Source organism: Streptomyces sp. NBC_01298, assembly GCF_035978755.1.
In the GTDB taxonomy this organism is placed as follows: Bacteria; Actinomycetota; Actinomycetes; order Streptomycetales; family Streptomycetaceae; genus Streptomyces.
Window position 1 is genome coordinate 125,330 of record NZ_CP108414.1, and the last position, 20,671, is coordinate 146,000.

Genomic DNA, 20,671 nt, shown 5'->3' on the forward strand with positions numbered 1-20,671 from the left:
CGCCGGAGCGGTACGGCGGTGCCGGAAGGAACCCCGTATGACCGGCTCGTACCCGGGCGGCTGCGCATCGTCGCGCCGCCCCACCCCGCTGGCCGCCCTGGTGGCGGCCTCCGGGATCTCCTCGCTCGGCATGGCCGCGACCCTGGTCGCCGTGCCGTGGTTCGTCCTGCACAGCACCGGCAGCGGCACCCGGACGGGGCTCGTCGCCACCGCCGAGGTGCTGGGCCTGCTGTGTTCCGCCGTGCTCGCGGGTCCGGTGGTCGACCGGCTGCCCGTACGCGCGACGAGCGTGGGGGCGGACCTGCTGACGGCCGCGGCGATCAGCCTGATCCCGCTCCTGCGCTCCTGGGACGCGCTATCCCTGCCCGTCCTGATCGTCCTGGTCTTCCTGGTGGGAGCCGCCCGCGGGCCGTCCGACACCGCCAAGCAACTGCTGCTGCCCGATGCGATGGAACGCGCCGGGGTGACGGCGGAGCGGGCCACCGGATGCGTGGAGGGAGCCCGCCGGATCGGCATGATGGCGGGGGCGCCGCTGGCCGGTCTACTCATCTCGACGGTCGGCCCCGTACGCACCCTGTACGCGGACATGGCGGCGATGGCGCTGTGCGCCCTGCTCGTGGCGGCCCTGGTCCCGGTGGCGGCGCGGGCCCGGCCGGCCGGCGGGGCGCCGGGCGGCTCGTACGCCGGGGAACTGCGTTTCGGACTGGCGCAGTTGCGCCGGGACCGGCTTCTGGGGGCGATGGTGGGGGTCCTGATGCTGACCAACGCCCTGGACGGGGCGCTGAACGGGGTCCTCTACCCGGCCTACGGAACCCAGGTGCTGCGCAGCAGCGCCCTGTTCGGGGCGATGATCACCTCCATGGGCGCGGGCGCCCTGCTCGGGGCGGCCCTGTACGGCTGGGCGGGCCACCGGATGCCGCGGCGCGCGGTCTTCGTCGGGGCGTTCGTCCTGGTCGGGGCGGTGCGCTGCGCGGCTCTGGCGGCCGAGCCGCGAGTGCCGGTGCTGCTGGCGGCGCTGGCCCTGTCCGGGATCGGGTCGGGGGTGGTGGGGCCGCTGATGATGTCGGTGGCCTACGAGCGGGTGCCCGAGGAGGTGCGGGGGCGGGTGTTCGGCCTGCTGGTGGCCGCCGCGCTGGCGGCGACCCCGCTGGGAATGCTGGGTGCGGGCCTGGTCCTCGACGCCTCGGGGCTGGTGGCGGCCCTGCTGGGCACGGGGGCGCTGTACCTCGCGGTCACCCTGGCGCCGCTGGTCTTCCCGGTGTGGCGGGAGCTCGACGCCCGCGGCTCCGGCGTGACTTCGGGAATCGGGGAGACCGCGGAGGGGCCGGCCGGGTGCCGGGGCAGCTCGTCGGCCCCGCCTGAAGTGGGAATCCTGACCGAACAGACATAGTTGGTCCGCTTTTGCGGCCCCTCACCATCGGGCCAGGCAGCTTGATGAGCTGTCCGACCGAACGCCAAAGCACCCCGGGCACGGCAAGGTTGGTCCTGCACCGACCGGTGCGGACGGCCCACGAAGCGGTCCGCACGCACACCAGACCGCTCGCCTTCCTGGGGATCCCATGCTCAAGCGTTTTGTCATCGCCCTGTCCGTGGCCGCCTCCGCCCTGCTGCTGCCCGCGGCCGGCGTCGCGCAGGCCGCCGACGACACCTCGACCACGACCGCGACGACCGCCACCGGAGGGGAGAGCAGCACCGCGACCCCGACGACGCGCCAGATCGTGACGGCCGACGGCCGGGCGTTCACGGTCGGCACCGGCTCGCTCGGCACCCGCAACCGCGACACGGCCGACAGCTCCTGGGGCGGCTGACCCGGCCAACCCGTCAGGGCGGCCGGCCGGAATGGGGGGAGGGAGGATCGCGTCGCGATCCTCCCTCCCCCCATTCCGGCCGGCCCCGACCCGCCGCGGCGCGGCCGCCGTCAGCCGCCCTGGGGCCCGAGACAGACGACGGCGTACTGGGCTCCCTGCGCATCGATGTACCGGCGCGACCAGCCGGCCGGTACGTAGAGCAGTTCGCCCGGCAGCAGCCGGCACTGGAAGGACTCCGGCCGCCCGCTCTCGCCGGTACCCGCCAGCTGCCAGGTCACGGCGCCGGCGATCTGGTGCACCAGGAGGTGCTCCCGGCCCCCGTGCTGCGCAGTCCAGACGGCGTCCGCACCTCCGCCCGGGGTGGATCCAGGGGTCTCCACCCGGTCCAGCCGGACGGACAGGCCGGTCAGGGCGCCCAGTTCGGCGGTGAAGCGGTCCGCCTGGGCCGGCCGCACACCGCCTTCCGCCGGGAGGGCGCCCGCGTCGTCGGCATCGCCGAACGCCGGGTTGTCGTACTCGGGCCACAGCACACCCGGCGCCCGGTCCAGGTGGACCGAGAGGAACAGGACGATCTCCCGCAGGTGCGGGGTCTCCCGACCGCGGCCCGCGTCCGTCACGTCCATGGCTCGTCCCTCTTGCTTCGGCGACTCGGCAGCTCTCATCCCAGCAGCATGCGACACGCCCGCCACCTGCGACAGACACGAGAACGCGTGACATCTGGGTGGGGAGGGTGCTACCCGCCGTCCGACTCGGCCCCGGCCGCCTGTTCGGCGTCGGGGCCCCGGTCCAGCAGGCCGCGTGCGGAAGCCGCCACGCCCGCCTGGAAGCGGCTGCCCGCACCGAGCTCCTGCATGATGTCGGCGATGTGGCGCCGGGCCGTGCGCAGCGACATGCCCAGGCGCCTGGCGATGGCCTCGTCCTTCAGCCCGGCCCCCAGCAGCCGGATGATCGTTTCATGGATCTCCCGGGCCACCTCCTCCAGCCCCTGGCCCGCCGCGACCGAGAACGGCGAGGCCAGGTCCCAGGTCTGGTCGAAGATGTTGCACAGGTAGGCGACGGTCGACGGCTCACGGATCACCACGGCGCCCCAGCTTCCGTCGGCGACCGGGATGAAGGCCAGCTCCCGGTCGAAGGCGATGAGCCGGCCGAACAGTTCGTGCGCCGTGCGGTACTGCGCCCCCAAGGCGGAGGTGGCCGCGACGTAGGCCTGGCTCGGCCCGTTGAACCGGGCCGTGTGGTGATAGAGGGTGCGGATCGAAATGCCCCGCTGGAGCATCGTCTCGTCCCGCCGCAGTGCCTCCTGCATCGCCTCGGGCACCCTGCTGCCGCCCCCCGGCTGCGAGCTGAGCATCTCGGTGGCGCAGTTGAGCGAAGCCCGGTTCAGCGCCCCGCGCACGTCCTCCAGGCTCTCCAGGACCTCCAGTGACTCCCCCGTGGAACGCCGGCCCAGATAGTGCGGCAGGAAGCGCCCCAAGTCCTCACGGATCCCGCTGATCTCCCGCTGCTGGTCACGGATCCGCGCCTCCAGGGGCGCGACGAGCTGCTCGGCGGCGGTGTCCGGGGCCACCGCGAAGGCGACCGACGGGTCCACCGGGCTCACGTGCAGCAGCCGTGACACGCGTAGACGCTCCACGCTGCGGCAGACGTCGGCCCGGTCGAGCCCCGTTCCGGCGGCCACCGCGGCCTCGTCCACCGTGCGGTGTTCGAGCACCCAGCCGTAGACATCGATGTCAACATCGGAGTTCTTCGGATCCGGCTCCGCGTCAGATTTTTGCATTGCCCTACTTTGCACTTTTCACCCCGGGTCGCTTTGCTGCCAGGCACCTTGGTGAGGTACCCGCCCCCTGGCGCCAGGATATGCAGCGGGCAAGGCTGTACGAGACGAACAGCGGCGGGGATCCGGCCACTTCAGGACCCGGGACGACCGAAACGGTGCGATCACGCACAGCGTGATCGCACCGTCGCCCGGGGGCACCCCTGCCGCACCCCTTCACCTTCACCATCGATCCGGAATCCGGAGCCCCGCATGCTGGACAGCACACTGACCGCCCCCGCACCGCAACTGCCCGCCCTGACCCCCCGCGAGCACGAGGTGCTCGCCTACCTCGCGCAGGGACACACGTACCGGATGATCGCCTGCCAGATGGGATTGAGCCCGCACACGGTCGACACCTACCTGCGGCGCCTGCGCAGCAAGACCGGTTCGGCCAACCGGACCCAGCTCACCCACATCGCCTTCCGGCTGGGCTACTGAGCCTCTCGCCCGGCCGTGGACCCGGTGTCCGTGGACCCGGTGTCCGGGGCCCCCGTGCCCGGGGCCTCGTCCTCGAACTCGCGCATCCGGCGCAGTGGAGAGCACAGCAGGACCAGCGGGGCCACCGACAGGGCCGCTGCGCACAGCCACAGCGCGTCCCGTACGCCCAGCATCTCACCGAGGAACCCCGCCAGCAGGCCGCTCAGCGGCAGGACGCCCCACACGAGGAAGCGCATCGTGGCGGTCATCCGGCCGAGCAGGTGCGGCGGGCAGACGGTCTGCCGGTAGGTGACCTGGCAGATGTTGTAGAGGGTGACACCAGCCGACTGGACGAACGAGCCCAGGACGAACAGGCCGATCCTCCAGTCCTTGTCCGCGAGCGGGAGCAGCAGCCCGAAGGGCATGGTCACCAGCAGGGACAGCCACGTGAGCCGGGCCGCCCCGACGGCCCGGGTCACCCTGTCCGCGACGGTCGCCGCGAGCACCGAGCCGATCGTGGCCGTCGTCAGCACCCAGCCGACGGCCGCGGGCGGCAGCCCCACGGTCCGGGTCAGGAAGAGCACCTCGATGGCCATCACCGCACTGAGGAACAGGTTCACGGCAGCGGTGTTGAGGGCGATCACGCGCAGGATGCGGTGGCTCAGGACGTAGTCCAGGCCCTCACGGATGTCCCGCACCAGGTGGCGGCGGGGGGCGGGCTCCGGCTTCTCCTCGCGGACGCCGATCCGCCCCAGCAACACCGCGGAAACCAGCGAGGTCACGGCCTGGCCGGCCAGCGTCCCGGCGGCGCCGAGCAGTTGCACCAGGAAGCCGGCGATGCCGGGGCCGGCGAACTCCGCGCCGGACCGGACCGTCTCCAGCTTCGAGTTGCCCGCGGTCAGGGTGTCCTTGCCGATGAGCGTCGGCAGGTAGCTCTGGTCGGCCACGTCTCCGAACAGCCGGGCGCAGCCCAGCAGCAGGGCGACCGCGTACAGCAGCGGCATCGAGTGCAGGTCGAGCAGGTAGGCCACCGGCAGCGCCGTCAGCAGGACGGTGCGCGCCAGGTCGGCGGCCATCATCACGCGGCGCCTGCGCATCCGGTCGACCCAGGCCCCGGCCGGCAGGCCCAGTACCAGGAAGGCCGCGTGTTCCGCGGCGGCCAGCAGGCCCGCCTGCATCGGCGAGGCGTCCAGGGTGAGCACCGCCATCAGCGGGAGGGCGACGTAGGTGATGCTGCTGCCCAGCTCGTTGCAGATGTGCGAGGACATGAAGAGGCGGAAGTCCCTGCGCTGCCGGTGCTCCGCGCGGTGCACGGACTCGGTGGACTCGTCGGTGGTGACGGACACGGGTGCGTTCCTTGTCTGGGTGCGGACGGGGTCCGCGGGTCGCTGGTTCATCGGGGGGCGGGCGCGGGAAGCGCCCGGGGGTCGAGCTTGCCGCCCGGGGTGCGCGGCAGCCGCTCCATCAAGGTCACGGTGGCCGGTACGAGGTACCCGGGCATTTTGGCCAAAAGGTGACGGCGCAGGGCATCCGGGGTCAGTGCGCTGCCGGGGGTGAGGGCGGCCCAGGCGGCCAGCTGCGGTCCGCCGTCCGCCGCGACGGCGCGGGCGACCACGTCGACCACGTCCGGGTGGGCGGCCACGGCCGCCTCCACCTCCTTGAGTTCGACGCGGTGGCCGCGGATCTTGACCTGGTCGTCGGCGCGCCCGAGGAAGACGAGCGGGCCGCCTGGTGCCCGCGTGACCCGGTCTCCCGTGCGGTACATGCGCTCGCCCGGGGCCTCGGCGAACGGGTCGGCGACGAAGCGCTCGGAGGTCAGCGCCGGCCGGCCGTGGTAGCCGCGGGCCAGGCAGGAGCCCGCCAGGTAGAGCTCGCCCGGGGTGCCGGGGGGCGCCTCGCGCAGCTCCTCGTCGAGGACGTAGGCGCGTACGCCCGCCAGCGGTTCGCCGAGCGGGATCAGTTCGTCGCCCGCGAAGCCGGCCAGTTCCGCCGCTCCGGGCTCGTAGGAGGTGGCGGTGATCGTGGACTCGGTGAGGCCGTAGCAGCTGACCACCGGGGGGTGCCCGGCGGCCGCCCAGTTCACCAGGTCCGCGGTCCGGCCCGCGTCGCTGCCGATCACCACGCGGCGCAGCGCGCCCGGCAGGGCCCGCGGGGCGCGCTCCAGGTCCTTGGCCCACTGCGTCCAGTACGGGGTGGGCAGGTTGACGACGCTGATCCGCTGCTCGGCGAGGAACGGCTCGAGTTCGGCGGGCGAGAGGACGTTGTCGGTGACGAAGACGGCCGTGCCGCCCGTGCACCAGGTGGGCAGTGCCTCCTCCAGGCTGACGTCGAAGGCGGGGGCCGCGAACTGCAGCACCGTGTCCCCGGCGGTCAGCCCGTAGCGTTCGGCCAGGGTGCGGACCTGCGCGGCGAGTCCGGCGTGGCCGACCGCCACGGGCTTGGGCAGCCCGGTGGAGCCGGAGGTGAAGAGCACGTAGGCGAGCGAGCCCGGGGCGATGCGGGCGGGCGGTTCGGCCGCCGTGGGTGCGGCGGTGATCGTGGGGGCGGTGATCGTGGGGGCGGTGGTCGTGGCGGATGCGGTGGTCGTGGCGGCCCAGAACAGCTCGCGCCCGGTCCGGCGTTGCAGCATCGCGGCCGCGTACGTGTCCGGGGCGACCGCGTGCCGGGTGCCGGCGGCGTCCAGCAGGGTGCGCAGCCGCTCGCCGGGGGCGTCGAGGTCCACGAGGAGGGCGGCCGCGCCCGCGTACCAGATGCCCAGCAGCCCGACCGCCCAGTGGATGCCCCGGCGCACCCCCAGGAGCACGGTGTCCTCCGGTCCGGCGCCGGCGGCGCGCAGCTCCTCGGCCACCGCCCGGGCCCGCCGGTCGAGCTGGCGGTAGGTCAGCTCCCCCTCGGCCGCGCGGACGGCGGTGGCCTCGGGTGTGATCCCGGCCCGGTGCGCGATGCGCAGGGGCACGGGGGTGGTCTCGGTGGGGCTCATGGCGGTGGTGTCTCCTGGGGGTACGGGCGGGATGCGGGCGGGATGCGGGCGGCTCTTCCCCGGGGGGCACGGCGCGGCCGGGGCCGGTCGGGTGCGGTCAGGCCCCGTCGCGCGAGCGGGGGCGCAGGGCGGGGCGGGCGGGGGCGGCGGGCGCTTCGGCGGCTTCGGCCAGGCGGGCGGCGATGCCCGCCGGGGTGGGCGTCTCGAAGAGATCGCGGATGCCCAGCCGTACCCCGAGCTCGGTGCCGATGCGGCCGGTCAGCCGGGTGGCGAGGAGGGAGTGGCCGCCGTGGGCGAAGAAGTCGTCGTCCATGCCCGCCTCCTGGAGGCCGAGGACGGACGCGAAGATCTCGCAGACCGCCTTCTCCTCGGGGGTCGAGGGCAGCCGGCCGGCCGGGCGGTGCACGGTGGCCGGATCGGGAAGCGCCTTGCGGTCGAGCTTGCCGTTGACGGTCAGGGGGAAGTGCGGCAGGTGCAGGAAGAGCGACGGGACCATGTAGTTGGGCAGGTTGCGGCCCAGTTCCGTGCGGACCTGCTCGGCGGTGGGCGTTCCGGTGAAGTAGCAGACGAGCCGCTGCTGGCCCGCGTGGTCCCGGTCGACGGCGACGACGGCCTCGCCCACGCCGGGCACGGCGCGCAGCGCGGTCTCCACCTCGCCGAGTTCGATGCGGTTGCCGCGGATCTTGACCTGGTGGTCCTGTCGGCCGAGGAAGTCGAGCTGGCCGTCGGCCCGCATCCGGGCGAGGTCGCCGGTGCGGTACATACGGCTGCCCGGCACGGCGCTGAAGGGGTCGGGGACGTAGCGCTCGCTGCTGCGGCGGGGGTCGCGCAGGTAGCCGGGGCCGACGCCGGTGCCGCCGATGAAGAGCTCGCCGGGCACGCCGGGCGGTACCGGAGCGAGCGCGGCGTCCAGCAGGTAGAGGGTGTTGTTGCGCAGCGGGCGGCCGACGGGCAGCCGGCCGTGTTCCAGCTGGGCGTGCACGTCGGGCCCGATGAAGGCGTGGGTGTTGTCGTCGGAGCACTCGGTGAGGCCGTAGGCGTTGACGATCGCGGCCCGCGGGTGGCGCGCGTACCAGCGGGTGCACAGTTCGGGAGGCAGCACCTCGCCGTTGACGACGAACCAGCGCAGCTCGGGCAGGGCCGGCGGCCGCACCCCGGTGTCCCACAGGTCGACGGCGGCGCGGACGAAGGACGGCACGGTCTCCATGACGGTGATTCCCCGGCGGGCGGCGTCGGCGAAGAGCGCGGCGGGGTCGCGGGCGGTGTCCCGGGAGACGAGGTGGACCTGTCCGCCGGTGATCAGCGGCGCGAGCATCTGCCACACGGAGATGTCGAAGGTCAGCGGTGCGTTCATCACCACGCGGTCGCCCTCGCCGAGGGCGAGGTCCTCGACCTTGGCCAGGAGGTGGTTGTTCATGCCCCGGCGGTGGACCATGGCGCCCTTGGGCTTGCCGGTGGAGCCGGAGGTGAAGCAGACGTAGGCGAGGGCGTCGGGGCCGCCGGCCGGCGCCGGGCGTTCGCCGGACACCGCTGCGCCGTCGGTGTGGTCGATGGAGTCGATCACGAGGACGGGCAGGCCGCCCGGGACGGCCGCGGCGAACTCCTCGGCGCGGGCCCGCTGTTCGGGTGCGGCCAGCAGCCGGCTGATCCCGCCGCTCGCGAGGAGGTCGGCGGTACGGGTGACGGGGCCCGCGGGGTCCAGGGGGACGTACGCCGCTCCGGCGCCGAGGATGGCGAGCATCGCGACGGGGACGCGGGTGGTGGGCTCGCTGAGTACGGCGACCAGGTCGCCGGGGCGCACCCCGTCGGCGAGCAGGGCGAGGGTGAGGGCGTCGGCGCGGGCGACGAGGGCCGCGTAGCTCAGCTCGCGGCCGGTGTCGTCGGTGGTGGCGACGGCCTCGGGGCGGCGCTCGGCCTGCTGCCGTACCCGCTCGACGACCTCCGCGTACCGCTCGTCGCGCGTGGTGTCGTTCCATTCGACCAGGACGCGGTGGCGTTCGGCCGGGGAGAGCAGGTCCACGGTGCCCACCGGGCACGACGGGTCGTCCGCGACGGCCCGCAGGAGCCGGGCGAGGCGTTCCAGCAGGGCCCGGGCGGTGTCCCGTTCGAAGACGTCGGGCCGGTAGTCGATCTGCAGACGCAGCCGGTCGCCGGGGATGGCGGTCAGCGAGAGCGGGTAGTGGGCGGCGTCGTGGGGGTCGACTCCGGTGACCTCGAGCCCGCCCGCGCCGAGGGCGGCGAGGCCGGCCGCGTCGACCGGGTAGTTCTGGAAGGCGACGCAGGAGTCGAAGAGCTCCCCGGCTCCGGCGAGCCTCTGGATCTCGACCAGACCCAGGTGGTGGTGGTCGATCAGCCGTGCCTGCTCGTCCTGGAGCCGCTCGAACAGCGCGACGAGCGGCTCCGCGGGGTCGATGCGGACCCGGACCGGCACGGTGTTGATGCACAGGCCCACGATGTCGGCGACGCCGGGCAGTTCGGGGTCACGGCCACTGACGATGGCGCCGAAAACCACGTCCTCCGAGCGGATCTGGCGGCCGAGCAGCAGCGCCCAGGCGCCCTGGAGGAGCGTTCCGGAGGTGATCCGGTGGCCGCGCGCGAGGGCGCCCAGCCGTTCGGTCAGGGATGTGGGGAGGTACGTCTCGACGCGGTCGGGCAGGACCGTGCCGGGCGGCGGGGACACGGGCGCGGTGCGGGTGCCGCCCGCGAGGCCGTCGAGCGCGCGGGTCCAGGCGTCTTGGGCGGCGACGGTGTCGCGGTCGTGGAGACGGCCGAGGAAGGCGGAGTACGGGGTGACCGGGCCCAGGGGCGCGTCGTCGGCGTGGTGCAGGGCGAGGAGTTCGCGCACGAGGACCGGCCAGGACCAGCCGTCCATCAGGATGTGGTGGTAGGTCAGCAGCAGCCGGTGGGAGAGCGGGCCGGTGCGGATGAGGGTGAAGCGGAGCAGCGGCGGCCGGGCCAGGTCGAAGCGGGTGGCCCGGTCCTCGGCGAGGAGGGTATCGACGGCGGCTGCGCGCCCGGTCTCGTCGAGCCCCGTCAGGTCCACCTCCTGCCAGGGGGTCCGTACGCCGCGCCGGACGACCTGGGCGGGCTCGCCGGTGGCGCGGCGCAGGAAGCCGGCGCGCAGGTTGGCGTGCCGTTCCAGGACGGTGTCGGCGGCGGCGCGCAGCCGGTCCGGGTCGAGGGGGCCGTCGAGGTCGAGGAGCAACTGGGCGACGTAGACGTCGCGTTCGTCCTCGTCGAAGAGGGCGTGGAAGAGGATGCCGTCCTGGAGCGGGGACAGCGGCAGGACGTCCTCGACCAGCGAGCGGGCGGCGGCGGGCGCGGCGGTGGGAACGGGGGTGGACGGCGGGTGGTTCATCGTGGTGTTCCTTCTGGGGTCAGGCGGTCTGGGTGCGGCGGGCCCGGCGGACGATCGGCGGGTCCTGCGCCGCGGCGCCCGCGGCCGCCGCGGCCGGCAGGGCGGCGGCGAGTTCGGCGACGGTGGGGCCGGTGAAGAACTGGCGGATGCCGATCACGGCTCCGCATCGCGTCCGGACCTCGGCGAGCAGCTGGGTGGCGAGCAGGGAGTGCCCGCCCAGGTCGAAGAAGTTGTCGTTGACGCCGATCCGCGGCAGGCCGAGGACCTGCTCCCAGATCGCGCACAGAGCGCGCTCCTCGTCGGTGCGCGGCTCCTGGTGGACCCTGGCGGCGCCGGCCGTCGGGTCCGGCGCGGGCAGGGCGGCCAGGTCGGTCTTGCCGTTGGCCGTCACCGGGAAGGCGTCGAGCAGGGTCAGGGTGGTGGGCACCATGTAGTCGGGCAGCCGGGCGCGCAGGTGTTCGCGCAGTTCCGCCGGGGTGGGTGCGGTGGCTCCCCCGGCCGGGACCGCGTAGCCCGCGAGCGCGGCGCCGGCGGGCGTGTCCACGACGGTGACGGCGGCCTGGCCCACCGCCGGATGGCCGGCCAGGGCGTGCTCGATCTCCCCCGGTTCGATGCGCAGCCCGCGGATCTTGACCTGCCGGTCGGCGCGGCCCAGGTACTCGACCTGGCCGTCGGCGTTCCAGCGGGCGAGGTCGCCGGTGCGGTACATGCGGGCGCCCGGGGGGCCGTACGGGCAGGCGACGAAGCGTTCGGCGGTCAGCGCGGCCCGGCCGAGGTAGCCCTGCGCGAGTCCGGCGCCGGCGATGTAGAGCTCGCCGGTGACGCCGGGCGCGGCGAGGCCGAGCCGTTCGTCGAGGACGTGGAGCCGCGTACCGTCGAGCGGGCGGCCGATGGGTACCGACCCGTCGGGGGCGTCCTGGCCGGGTCCCACGGCGAAGGTCGCGGCGAAGGTAGTGGTCTCGGTGGGCCCGTAGGCGTTGGTCACGGTGGTGCGGGGGCAGGCCTCGCGGACCCGGCGGACCATGGACGGGGAGGCGGCCTCGCCGCCGGTCATCACCTCGCGCAGGGAGCCGAGCGCGGGCAGGCAGCGGTCGGCGAGGACGTTGAAGAGGGTGGCGGTGAGGAAGGTCCCGGTGACCTCCTCCTCGGTCATCAGCCGGGCCAGCGCGTCGACGTCGAGGTCGCCGGGGGGTGCCACGACGACGAGCCCGCCGTTCAGCAGCGGCACCCACAGCTCGTAGGTGGAGGCGTCGAAGGCGTGCGGGGAGCGGAACAGGACCCGCTCGTGCGCGCCACCGCGCCAGCGCCGGTCGGTGGCCAGGGCGACGACCTCGCGGTGGGAGACGGCCACCCCCTTGGGGGCGCCGGTGGAGCCGGAGGTGTACATCAGGTAGGCGAGCGCGTCGGGATGGCCGGCCGTCGCGGCGCTTTCGGCGTCGCCTTCGGCAGGGGGCCGCACCGGGCGCAGCACGTGGCGCACCCCCGCCGGTACGGGCCCGCCCTCCGGGACGTCGGTGACGAGGACGGCGGCCCCGGACGCGGCGATCACGGCCTCGGTACGGGCGCCGGGGGCCCGGGCGTCCAGCGGCAGGTAGGCGGCTCCGGCCTTGAGGATGCCCAGGCAGGCGGCCACCAGGTCGGCCGAGCGGTCCATCAGGACGGCGACGGCCTCGCCGGGGCGGACGCCGAGGGTGCGCAGCCGGCCGGCGAACAGCTCGGCCGCCGCGTCGAGTTCGGCGTACGTGGTCCCGCGGCCCGCGCAGAGCACGGCGGGCCGGTCCGGGTGGGCGGCGGCCCGCTCCGCGAAGGCCTCGTGGACGGTGCGGGCGTCGGCGGCGACGGGCGCGCCCTGCCAGTGCTCGAGGAGGTCGGCCCGCTCCCCCGGCAGCAGTACGTCGAGTGCGGAGACCGGGGTCCCGGGCTCGCGGACGACGGCGCCGATCAGCTGGACGAGCCGGTCCAGCAGGCGCCGGGCCGTTCCCTCGTCGAACAGGTCGCTCGCGTACTCCAGGCCGAGGGCCAGGCCCGCGGGTGCTCCGGTAGCCGGGTCGTGGAGTTCCTCGACCTCCAGGGTGAGGTCGAACTTGGCGGTGTCGGTGCGCACCGCCTCCACCCGCGCGGTCAGGCCCGCGAAGGCGGGGGCCTGCGGCTCGGTGCGCTGGGCTGAGACGGCGACCTGGAAGAGCGGGTGCCGGGCGGCCGAGCGGGCCGGGTTGAGGCGTTCGACCAGCGATTCGAAGGGCAGTTCCTGGTGGGCGTACGTCGCCAGGGCGGCGGTGCGCACCCGGCCCAGCACCTCGGTGAACGTGGGGTCGCCGGAGGTGTCGGCGCGCACGATCAGGGTGTTGACGAAGAGCCCCACGAGGTCGGTGAGGGCTTCGTCGTCCCGGCCGTCGACGGGGCAGCCGAGCGGCAGGTCGGTGCCGGCGCCGAGGCGGGTGAGCAGGACCGCGAAGGCCGCCTGGACGGCCATGAACGGCGTGGCGCGGCCGTTGCGGGCCAGTGCGGCCAGACCCGCGTGGGTGGCGGCGTCGGTCCGTGCCTCCACCACCGCGCCCCGGTGGCCGGCGACGGCCGGTCGCGGCCGGTCGGCGGGCAGCGCCAGTTCGTCGGGCAGGCCGTCGAGGGCCGTCGCCCAGTGGGTGAGCAGCCGGGCGTGCAGGGAGTCGGGGTCCTGGGCCGGGCCGAGGAGTTCGCGCTGCCACAGCGCGTAGTCCGGGTACTGGACGGGCAGTTCGGGCCACTCGGGCGGCCGGCCGGCGGTCCGGGCGGTGTAGGCGGCGGCGAGGTCGCGGACGAGGATGTTGACGGAGTGCCCGTCACCCGCGATGTGGTGCAGGACCAGGAGCAGGTAGTGGTCCTCGTCCCCGTCGGTGAAGAGGTCGGCGCGCAGCGGCGGTTCGGTGCGCAGGTCGAAGGGGCGGGACGACGCCTGCGCGGCCCGCCCGGCGCGGTCGGCGGCCGGGCAGTCGGTGACGGTGAGCGCCGGGGCGGCGTCCGCGGGGTCCAGGACCTGCTGGTACGGGCGGCCCGCCTCGTCGGGGAAGACGGTGCGCAGCGCTTCGTGGCGGGCGCTGACGTCCGCGAGGGCGGCGTGCAGGGCGGCGCGGTCGAGGGCGCCGCTCAGCCGGAGCCCGACGGGGATGTGGTAGAGCGCGCCGTCGGCGCCGTCGCGGGCGTGGAACCACAATCGCTGCTGGGCGTGGGACAGAGGGATCACAGCAGGGCTCCGAGCTGGGATTCGAAGGTGTCGAGGTCGGCCTGGCTGACCTGGGTGAGGGACACGTCGGAGGGGGTCAGTCCGCCGGCGTCCGGGCGGGCGGCGTGGGTGACGACGGCGCGCAGCATGGTGAACCACTCCTGGGCGAGGTCGTGGACCCACGGGCCCGCAAGGGCGTTGCCCGCCCAGGTCCAGGTGGCGCTGAGGGTGAGGCCGTCGGGGCCCTCGTGGGCGGCCGCGTTCACCTCGACGGCGTGCGCCATCGGAAGTCCCTCGTCGGCGTCGTCGAGGGCGAAGACGTGCCCGGGGGCGGCGTCCCACGGCGCGTCGCCGCCCATCGGGAACCGGCCGAGGTAGTTGAAGCCGATCTGGGGGATGCCGCGCGCGGCGAGGTCCGCTCCGGTGCGGGAGTTGAGGTGGCGCAGCAGGCCGAAGCCGATGCCCTTGTCCGGTACGGCGCGCAGTTCCTCCTTGACGAGGCGCAGGGCGGCTCCGATCGCCGGTCCGCCGGCCCGGGCCTCTTCGAGGTCGGGGCGGCCGAGGGCGAGGCGGACGGGGAAGACGGTGGTGAACCAGCCGACGGTGCGGGACAGGTCCGTTCCGTCGGCGATGTCCTCCCGGCCGTGCCCCTCGACGTCGACGAGGACGGCTCCTTCCTCGTCCGCGCCGTCCGCGCCGTCCGCGCGGCGCCGGCCGAGGACGGCCAGGGCGAGGGCGGTCAGCAGGACGTCGTTGACGGTGCCGTTGACGAGGCCGGGCGCGGTGGTGAGCAAGGGGCCCGTCAGGTCCGGGCCGAGGGTGAGGGTGAGGGTGTGCTCCGGGCTCTCGGGGTCGAGGCCACCGGGCGCGCGGACCCCGGCGAGGGCCTGCGGGGCCTCGCGCAGGGCCGCCGCCCAGCGGTCGGCCTCGGCGGTCCGGCGGCCGGAGGTGGCTTCCGCGCGCAGCAGGTCGGCCCAGTGCGCGAAGGGGGTGTGCGCCGGTTCCAGGACCGGCTCGCGGTCCTCGGCGAGGGCCGCCGCGCAGGACCGCAGGTCGTCCTGGAGGATGCGCCAGGAGACTCCGTCGACGACCAGGTGGTGGATGACGAGCGCGAGGCGCCCTTGCTGACCGGCCCCCCGGTCCATCAGGACGGCACGCAGCATCCGGCCGTCGCGGGGCGAGAGCTGCCGCCGCGCCGCCCGCATCCGCTCCCGGGTCAGGGCGGGCAGTTCCGCGTCGCCCGCCCCTCGGGCGTCCACGTGGTCCAGCAGGTCCGCCGCGGTGACGGAGCCCGCGGGAGGGACGACCGGCTCGGCGCCCGTCGCGGCGATCCCGTCGGGCAGCCGCAGCCGGAGCATCTCGTGGGTGTCGAGGAGGGCCTGTACGGTGCGTTCGGCGTCGGCCGCCCCGAAGCCCGGCGGGGTGCGCACCACGAGCGACTGGTTGTACGTGTCGATGGGACCGCCGAGTTCGGCGAGCCAGCCCATGATGGGGGTGGGGGTCAGCGGGCCCAGCCGGCGCGGGGGCACGGCCGGGCCCGCGTCGGCCCGTACCCGGCCGTGGGCGCGGGCGGTGGCGGCGAGCGCGGTCACGCTCTCGGCGCGGAGCACGTCGCGGGTGGTGAGGACGAGGCCGGCCGCGCGGGCGCGGCTGACGACCTGGATCGCCTGGATGCTGTCCCCGCCCAGCCCGGTGAAGCTGTGGCCCGCCTCGACCTCGCCGTGGCCGAGCACGTCGGCGAAGAGGGTGCGCAGGGTCCGTACGGGGTCGGTCCCGGCGGGCGGCTCGGTGCGGTGGGCGGGCTCAGCCACGGGGAGTGTTTCCGGCGAGGGCGGCCACCAGGGAGGCGGGGCGCATGTCGGTCCAGACGCGCTCGACGTGGTCCAGGCAGGCCTGGCGGCCGTCGGGGCCGTGCACCACGTTCCAGCCGGCCGGGACGGGGTGGGCGGCGGGCCACAGGGAGTGCTGGAGCTCGTCGTTGCGGACGACGACGTAGGAGGCGTTGTCGTTCTCGAAGGGGTTGCTCACGGCGGTTCGCCTTTCGGTTCGGGTGTGCGCGTACGGGGTGTACGGCGCCTTGTGGGAGGGGCGGTGGTGGTGGATCAGGAGCGGGGTGCGGCCTCGATGTCGAGGCGGATCAGGGCGCGTGCCGCGTCGAGGGCCGCGTGCACGCCTTCGGGCTCCCCGTGGCGGGCGATCACGTGCCCGAGCCGGTCGGAGGCGCTGCGGGGGCTGCGCACGGGCGTGCCGGGGGCGGCGGTGACCAGCACCGACTCGACCCCGTCGACGGCTTGGGCGGCCTGGGTGCCGTGGGCGGCGGTGAGGGTGCCGTCGGTGTCGGCGAGGAGGAACTGGATGCCGGCGTGGCCGGCGTCCTCGGTCTTCAGGTGCGGGGGCATGCCCAGTGCGGCGCGGAGCTGCTCGCCGAGGAGGTCTGCCCCGGTGGCGAGCCGGATCAGTTCGGGGATCATGCCGCCGGCCGGGCGGGGGTTGATCTCGATGAGGGCGGGTCCGTCTGCGGTCAGTTTGACCTCGGTGTGGGTGGCTCCCAGCCGGATCCCGGCCGCGTCCAGAGCCGCCGTCACCGTCTCGGTGATCCGCCGCGCGGTGGTGGCGGGCAGCGGGGCGGGGAAGAGGTGGCGGTGTTCGACGAAGTACGGTGTCGCGGTCACCGACTTGGCGGTGATGCCGACGCACTCGGCCTGCCCGTCCCGGCCGAACATCTCGACGCTGTACTCGGGACCCTCCAGGTACTCCTCGACGAGGACGGTGCGTGCGGTGGGCATGCCCCGTACGTTGGTGTCGATGGCGAGGATCCGCTCGATCTGGGCGCGGACCTGGTCCTCGTCGGCGCAGAGCAGGACGTTGGTGGAGCCCGAGTCGTCGGCCGGCTTGACCACGCAGGGCAGTCCGGTACGGGCTACGGCGGCAGCGGCCCCGTCCGGCTCGCGGACCAGGGCGTAGCGGGGCTGGCGGACGTCCGCGGCCCGCAGCCTCTCGCGCAGGGCCGACTTGTCGCGGCAGAGGGCCACCGCCTCGGGCGGGTTGCCGGGCAGGCCGAGCCACTGGGCGATCCGGGCGGCGGCCGGTACGTAGAAGTCGCTGGTGGTGGTGACGCCGGCGATCTCCTCGCGGCGGAAGCGTTCCTGTACGGCGGCGCGCAGGGCGGCGTCGGAGTTGGTGTCGCAGCGCACCACCTCGGCGCCGGTGTCCGCGAGTCCCCGGTAGCGGTCGGGGTCGCCCGTCAGCAGGACGGGTACGGTGCCCAGTTCGCGGGCCCGCTCCAGCGCCAGCATGCCGGTGCCGGTGGTGTTGGACTCCACGAACAACAGGTGCCGGCGGAGCCCGGCGGGCGGGGCGTAGGCGAGGGTGGACCAGGTGCGGGCGGTCCCGTCGGGGCCGAGTGCGGCCGGTGCGGTGGCGGTGGGCACCTCGCGCAGCCGGTTCGCGTCCCAGTGCTCGTCGCTGTAGACGGTGTCGGCGTAGCGGTCGCCGCGGTCGGGCAGGATGCCGACGATCCGGGTGCCGGGTTCGGCGCGCTCGGCGAGGCCGGTGAGGACCCGGTAGACGGAGCCCGAGGTGTTGCCGCCGAAGATCTGCTGCTCGCGGGCGAGGTCCCAGGTGGCGGCGAAGGCCTCGTGGTCGTTGAGCCAGTGCACCTCGTCGACGAGGGTGCGGTCCAGGTTCTTGGGCAGCAGGCTGTTGCCCAGGCCGCTCTGCAGGCGCTGCGGTACGTCGGGCTGGCCGAAGAGGGCGCTGCCCACGCAGTCGACGCCGACGACGTGCAGGCCGGGCAGCGTGGCACGCAGGGCGCGGGCGGTTCCGCAGAGGGAGCCGCCGCTGCCGACGGCGCCGACGAGGGTGTCGAACCGTCCGAGGTCTTCGAGGAGTTCACCGGCGAGGGTGCGGTAGGCGCCGGGGTTGTCGGGGTTGGTGTACTGCTGCGGCCAGAAGGCGCCCGGCAGTTCGCCCTGGAGCTCCGCGAGCCGCTCCAGACGCGCGCTCTGCCAGCCGTGGCTGGTCATGGCCCGGACGATGTGCACCCGGCAGCCCAGGGCGCGGAGTTTGGCGAGGGTGACGGGGTCGATGCGCGGGTCGGTGACGATGTGGACCTCGTGGCCCAGGGAGCGGCCGACGAGGGCGACGCCGAGGGCCATGGTGCCCGAGGAGCTCTCGATGACGGGGTCGCCCGGTTTCAGGGTGCCCAGCCGCCGGGCCTCCAGCAGGATGTTGCGGGCGACGCGGTCCTTCATCGCGAAGAGGTTCTGCAGTTCCAGCTTGGCGTAGACCTCCACGCCGCGGGCCTCGCCCAGGCGGAGCCGGACCAGGGGGGTGGCCCCGATCGCGTCCGTCACGGTGTCGAACAGCATGCTCAGATCTCCAGCTCGGTGGGGTGGGCGGGCACGGCCGTCGGGCTCCAGCTGTCGCCGCCGCCCAGGGAGCGGTGGACGGACGTCTCTCCGCCGAGGGCGGCGCAGCCGGCCCGTATGTGCTCGGTCTTGCCGGCGAGGGCGGGGTCGCCCGCCTCCAGGAGGACGCCGAGCATGGTGCCGCTGTGGGCGAGCACCAGGCCCAGGCCGTCGACCTCGCGGCACAGGGCGCGCAGGTGCGCGAACCCGGCGCGCCGGCGGCGGAGCGCGTTCATCTCCGCGCTGCGGGTGGCGACGGCGCCGACCTCCAGGAGGTCGGCGCAGGCCACGGCCGCGGTGAGCCGGTCCAGCAGGAGCGCGTACTCCGCGCGGTCCGCGGAGTCGATGGCCCGGGCGGCCCGGTTGTGCGCGACGGTGTCCACCTGCCCGCCCTCGTCGTGGGCGACGACGGTGAGCGGGGGGAGCACGCCGAGGCGGCGGCCGAGGCGCACCTCGCGGTGGTGGAAGGCGACGATCTCGTCGTACATGACCCCGTCGGCCGGTTCGATGCCGCGCAGGAAGTCCTCGGTCTCGGCCGGGGTGAAGGCGCGGCCGTGGGCGGCGCCGACGGCACGTACGGTGGCGACGAGGTCGGCGGAGGAGCTGGCGAGGCCCTTGCCCTCGGGCAGGTCGCCGGCCACCTCCAGCAGGCCGCCGTCCGTGCTGCCGAGGGCGGCCAGGACGGCTTCGGCGACCCGGCGGGACTTGGCCTTGTGCGCCGGCCGCACCTGGACGCCCGGCCGGCCGGGCACGGGGTGGAAGACGGCGGTGGCCCAGCGTGCCAGCGGGAAGGTGACCAGGAAGTCGCCCTGGGGGTGGGGCAGGGCGCCCTGGAGCAGTTCGCCGAAGGTGCCGAAGGCGCTGCCGGATCCGGCGGGGGCGGTGGAGATCGCCCCGGCGGTGTCAGTGCGCGCGCCGTACGCGGGTGCGGGTGCCATCGCCGTCCTCCTGCTCCTCGGTCTCGGTGGCGGTGACCGTGCCGGTGGCGGTGCCCGTGGCAGCGGCCGTGGCCGTGCCGGTGACCGTGCCCGTGGCCGTGCCGGTCGCGCCGTACAGGGCCCGGTCGCCCTCCTCGGCGCCCGCGCGGATCGCGGCCGCGCGCCGCTCCCACTCGGCTGCGAGCCCTTCGTACGTCTCCTGCTGGGTGCGCAGGACGGTGCGTACGGCCTCGGGGCGGGCCGAACCGGCGGACACCATGCGTTCCAGGCCCCGGTCTACGTCGAAGGCCTCGGCGAGGAGCCGGGCGGGGTCGCTGAGGGTGATGCCGTGTCCGGCGGCCGCCTCGGCCAGCAGGGCGGGCTCGCCCGGGGCGGGAGCGGCGCCCGCCGTCGCGGCGAGCACGACGTACTTGCCGGCGACGACCTGAGCGGTGCGCCAGGGCACCCCTTCGGTGAGGCACAGGGCGTTGGCGAGGCTGAAGCCGCCGAGGAACTCACGCTCGCACACCTGGCGCATGCGGTCGGCGCGGAAGGTGAGCCGGCGCAGCACCTCGGTGAGGAGGCGGACGGTGCCGTGGGCCGAGTCGAAGGCGTTCAGCAGGTGGGTGCCGGCCTCCTTGGAGACCTCGACGAGGTTGCAGAAGGGGGTGTTGCGCTGGCCCAGGAGCACGTCGAAGTGGAAGGCCGTCAGGTGGGCGGTGCGTCCGCGGATCCGCTCCAGGACGGGGTAGTTCTTCTTCTGCGGCATGGCGGAGGAGATGCCGGACAGTTCGTCGGGCAGTTCGACGAAGCCGTACTCGCTGCCGCCCCAGGTGAGCAGGTCCGTGGTGAAGCGGCTCAGAGCGGTACCCAGGAGGCTGAGCTCCGCGGTCAGTTCGGCGCTCCAGCGGCGCGAGGCCACGGCGGTCAGCGCGTGGGGCTGCGGCCGGGAGAACCCGAGCAGCCGAGCCATCCGGTCGCGGTCCCAGGGCAGTTCCTGGCCGGCCATGGCACCGGCGCCCAGCGGGGAGGCGTCGATGCCGTCGTAGGCGTTCAGCAGCCGGGCGTGGGTGTGCAGCAGGTGCTCGGAGAGCGCGGCGAGGTGGAAGCCGGGGGTGATGATCTGGGCGGCCTGGAAGTGGGTGTAGCCCGGCATGGGCAGGTCGCAGGTCTTCTCGGCCAACCGGTGTACGACGGAACCGAGTTCGTGGAGTGCCGCGGCGAACCGGGTGAGCTGGTCGCGTCCGTACATCACCTGGGCGCAGGCCTGGAGGTCGTTGCGGCTGCGGTCGGCGTGCCAGGCGACGACCGGGTGGGGCAGGCCCGCCTCGACGTGCCGTTCTAGGGCGAAGGCGATGTCCGACATGTTGGCGCCGGGCTGCGCGCTGAGGGTGTCGGGGCCGACGGAGTCCAGCAGGGCCGCGATCCGGCGGGCCTCCTCGGCGGTGATCAGGTCCATGCGGACGTACTCGGCGGCCAGGGTCTTCTCGATGGCGACGTAGTGGCGCAGCAGGTGGCGGGACTCGAATGCGAACTGCGGGGCGAGCACTTCGTCGTGGAGGAGTTCCGCGGGGCCGCCGCGGATGCGGCCGCTCAGTTCGGGGGCGGTGGGCCCCGGAGTATCGCTCGTCACGTGGTGTTTTCCGTTCCTGTTCTGGTGCGGGGCGCGAGGTGCGTCGGCGCATGCCTCGTCGGCGCGCGGCGCACGAGGGCGTGGCACGGGGCGGGGCGAGGCGGGGCGAGGGCGAAGTGGTGGGCCTACGGGCC

The 20,671-nt window shown here is 74.7% G+C and carries 14 protein-coding genes; 3 read left to right on the forward strand and 11 right to left on the reverse strand.

What is annotated here, in order from left to right:
- Positions 1-37 precede the first annotated feature (37 nt).
- Both OG730_RS00620 and OG730_RS00625 read left to right on the forward strand, forming a co-directional pair.
- On the forward strand, positions 38-1,390 hold the full coding sequence (locus tag OG730_RS00620; protein ID WP_327302209.1) for an MFS transporter: 1,353 nt from the start codon (positions 38-40) through the stop codon (positions 1,388-1,390).
- 169 nt (positions 1,391-1,559) lie between these two features.
- Positions 1,560-1,808 (forward strand): hypothetical protein, encoded by a 249-nt coding sequence (locus OG730_RS00625; RefSeq protein WP_327302210.1) that lies wholly within the window; start codon positions 1,560-1,562, stop codon positions 1,806-1,808.
- Between the two features lie 110 nt (positions 1,809-1,918).
- On the opposite strand, the gene OG730_RS00630 is transcribed toward OG730_RS00625, so the two are convergent.
- Together OG730_RS00630 and OG730_RS00635 are read right to left on the reverse strand one after the other, a co-directional pair.
- Positions 1,919-2,431 carry a hypothetical protein gene (locus OG730_RS00630; protein WP_327302211.1) on the reverse strand — a complete coding sequence of 171 codons (513 nt, stop codon included), beginning with the start codon at positions 2,429-2,431 and terminating at the stop codon, positions 1,919-1,921.
- A gap of 110 nt (positions 2,432-2,541) precedes the next feature.
- Positions 2,542-3,585, reverse strand: coding sequence for a helix-turn-helix transcriptional regulator (locus OG730_RS00635; RefSeq protein ID WP_327302212.1), 1,044 nt, complete (start codon positions 3,583-3,585; stop codon positions 2,542-2,544).
- Between the two features lie 249 nt (positions 3,586-3,834).
- Here OG730_RS00635 and OG730_RS00640 point away from each other — a divergent pair, with 249 nt between their 5' ends.
- On the forward strand, positions 3,835-4,062 hold the full coding sequence (locus OG730_RS00640) for a response regulator transcription factor (RefSeq protein WP_327302213.1): 228 nt from the start codon (positions 3,835-3,837) through the stop codon (positions 4,060-4,062).
- Here OG730_RS00640 and OG730_RS00645 read toward each other — a convergent pair.
- The 9 genes from OG730_RS00645 to OG730_RS00685 form a co-directional block, all read right to left on the reverse strand.
- A complete protein-coding gene (locus OG730_RS00645) occupies positions 4,056-5,387 on the reverse strand; it encodes an MFS transporter (protein ID WP_327302214.1) in 1,332 nt (443 codons plus the stop codon). The two genes, OG730_RS00640 and OG730_RS00645, sit on opposite strands and share 7 nt — an antisense overlap.
- 47 nt (positions 5,388-5,434) lie before the next feature.
- Entirely contained in the window at positions 5,435-7,021 is a 1,587-nt protein-coding gene (locus OG730_RS00650) for an amino acid adenylation domain-containing protein (protein ID WP_327302215.1), read from the reverse strand.
- 97 nt (positions 7,022-7,118) lie between these two features.
- The gene (locus tag OG730_RS00655) at positions 7,119-10,379 is read right to left on the reverse strand and encodes a non-ribosomal peptide synthetase (RefSeq protein WP_327302216.1); all 3,261 of its coding nucleotides are present in this window, start codon (positions 10,377-10,379) and stop codon (positions 7,119-7,121) included.
- Positions 10,380-10,398: 19 nt separating this feature from the next.
- Positions 10,399-13,599 (reverse strand): non-ribosomal peptide synthetase, encoded by a 3,201-nt coding sequence (locus OG730_RS00660; RefSeq protein WP_327302217.1) that lies wholly within the window; start codon positions 13,597-13,599, stop codon positions 10,399-10,401.
- A complete protein-coding gene (locus tag OG730_RS00665; RefSeq protein ID WP_327302218.1) occupies positions 13,596-15,389 on the reverse strand; it encodes a condensation domain-containing protein in 1,794 nt (597 codons plus the stop codon). The genes OG730_RS00660 and OG730_RS00665 overlap by 4 nt, the downstream gene beginning before the upstream one ends.
- Entirely contained in the window at positions 15,382-15,606 is a 225-nt protein-coding gene (locus OG730_RS00670) for an MbtH family protein (protein ID WP_327302219.1), read from the reverse strand. Before OG730_RS00670 ends, OG730_RS00665 begins: the two co-directional genes overlap by 8 nt.
- A gap of 74 nt (positions 15,607-15,680) precedes the next feature.
- Positions 15,681-17,948: a pyridoxal-phosphate dependent enzyme gene (locus OG730_RS00675; protein ID WP_327302220.1), complete on the reverse strand. Its 2,268-nt coding sequence runs from the start codon at positions 17,946-17,948 to the stop codon at positions 15,681-15,683.
- A gap of 2 nt (positions 17,949-17,950) precedes the next feature.
- Positions 17,951-18,925 (reverse strand): GHMP family kinase ATP-binding protein, encoded by a 975-nt coding sequence (locus tag OG730_RS00680; RefSeq protein ID WP_327302221.1) that lies wholly within the window; start codon positions 18,923-18,925, stop codon positions 17,951-17,953.
- Positions 18,891-20,537, reverse strand: a complete 1,647-nt coding sequence (locus OG730_RS00685) for an argininosuccinate lyase (RefSeq protein WP_327302222.1) — start codon at positions 20,535-20,537, stop codon at positions 18,891-18,893. Before OG730_RS00685 ends, OG730_RS00680 begins: the two co-directional genes overlap by 35 nt.
- Between the last annotated feature and the right edge of the window lie 134 nt (positions 20,538-20,671).

What these genes read in the sequence shown, in the direction of transcription:
- OG730_RS00620 (WP_327302209.1), top strand. Translation starts at nt 38, where the DNA reads ATGACCGGCTCGTACCCGGGCGGCTGCGCATCGTCGCGCCGCCCCACC.
- OG730_RS00625 (WP_327302210.1), top strand. Translation starts at nt 1,560, where the DNA reads ATGCTCAAGCGTTTTGTCATCGCCCTGTCCGTGGCCGCCTCCGCCCTG.
- OG730_RS00630 (WP_327302211.1), bottom strand. Translation starts at nt 2,431, where the DNA reads ATGGACGTGACGGACGCGGGCCGCGGTCGGGAGACCCCGCACCTGCGG.
- OG730_RS00635 (WP_327302212.1), bottom strand. Translation starts at nt 3,585, where the DNA reads ATGCAAAAATCTGACGCGGAGCCGGATCCGAAGAACTCCGATGTTGAC.
- OG730_RS00640 (WP_327302213.1), top strand. Translation starts at nt 3,835, where the DNA reads ATGCTGGACAGCACACTGACCGCCCCCGCACCGCAACTGCCCGCCCTG.
- OG730_RS00650 (WP_327302215.1), bottom strand. Translation starts at nt 7,021, where the DNA reads ATGAGCCCCACCGAGACCACCCCCGTGCCCCTGCGCATCGCGCACCGG.
- OG730_RS00655 (WP_327302216.1), bottom strand. Translation starts at nt 10,379, where the DNA reads ATGAACCACCCGCCGTCCACCCCCGTTCCCACCGCCGCGCCCGCCGCC.
- OG730_RS00675 (WP_327302220.1), bottom strand. Translation starts at nt 17,948, where the DNA reads ATGCTGTTCGACACCGTGACGGACGCGATCGGGGCCACCCCCCTGGTC.
- OG730_RS00680 (WP_327302221.1), bottom strand. Translation starts at nt 18,925, where the DNA reads ATGGCACCCGCACCCGCGTACGGCGCGCGCACTGACACCGCCGGGGCG.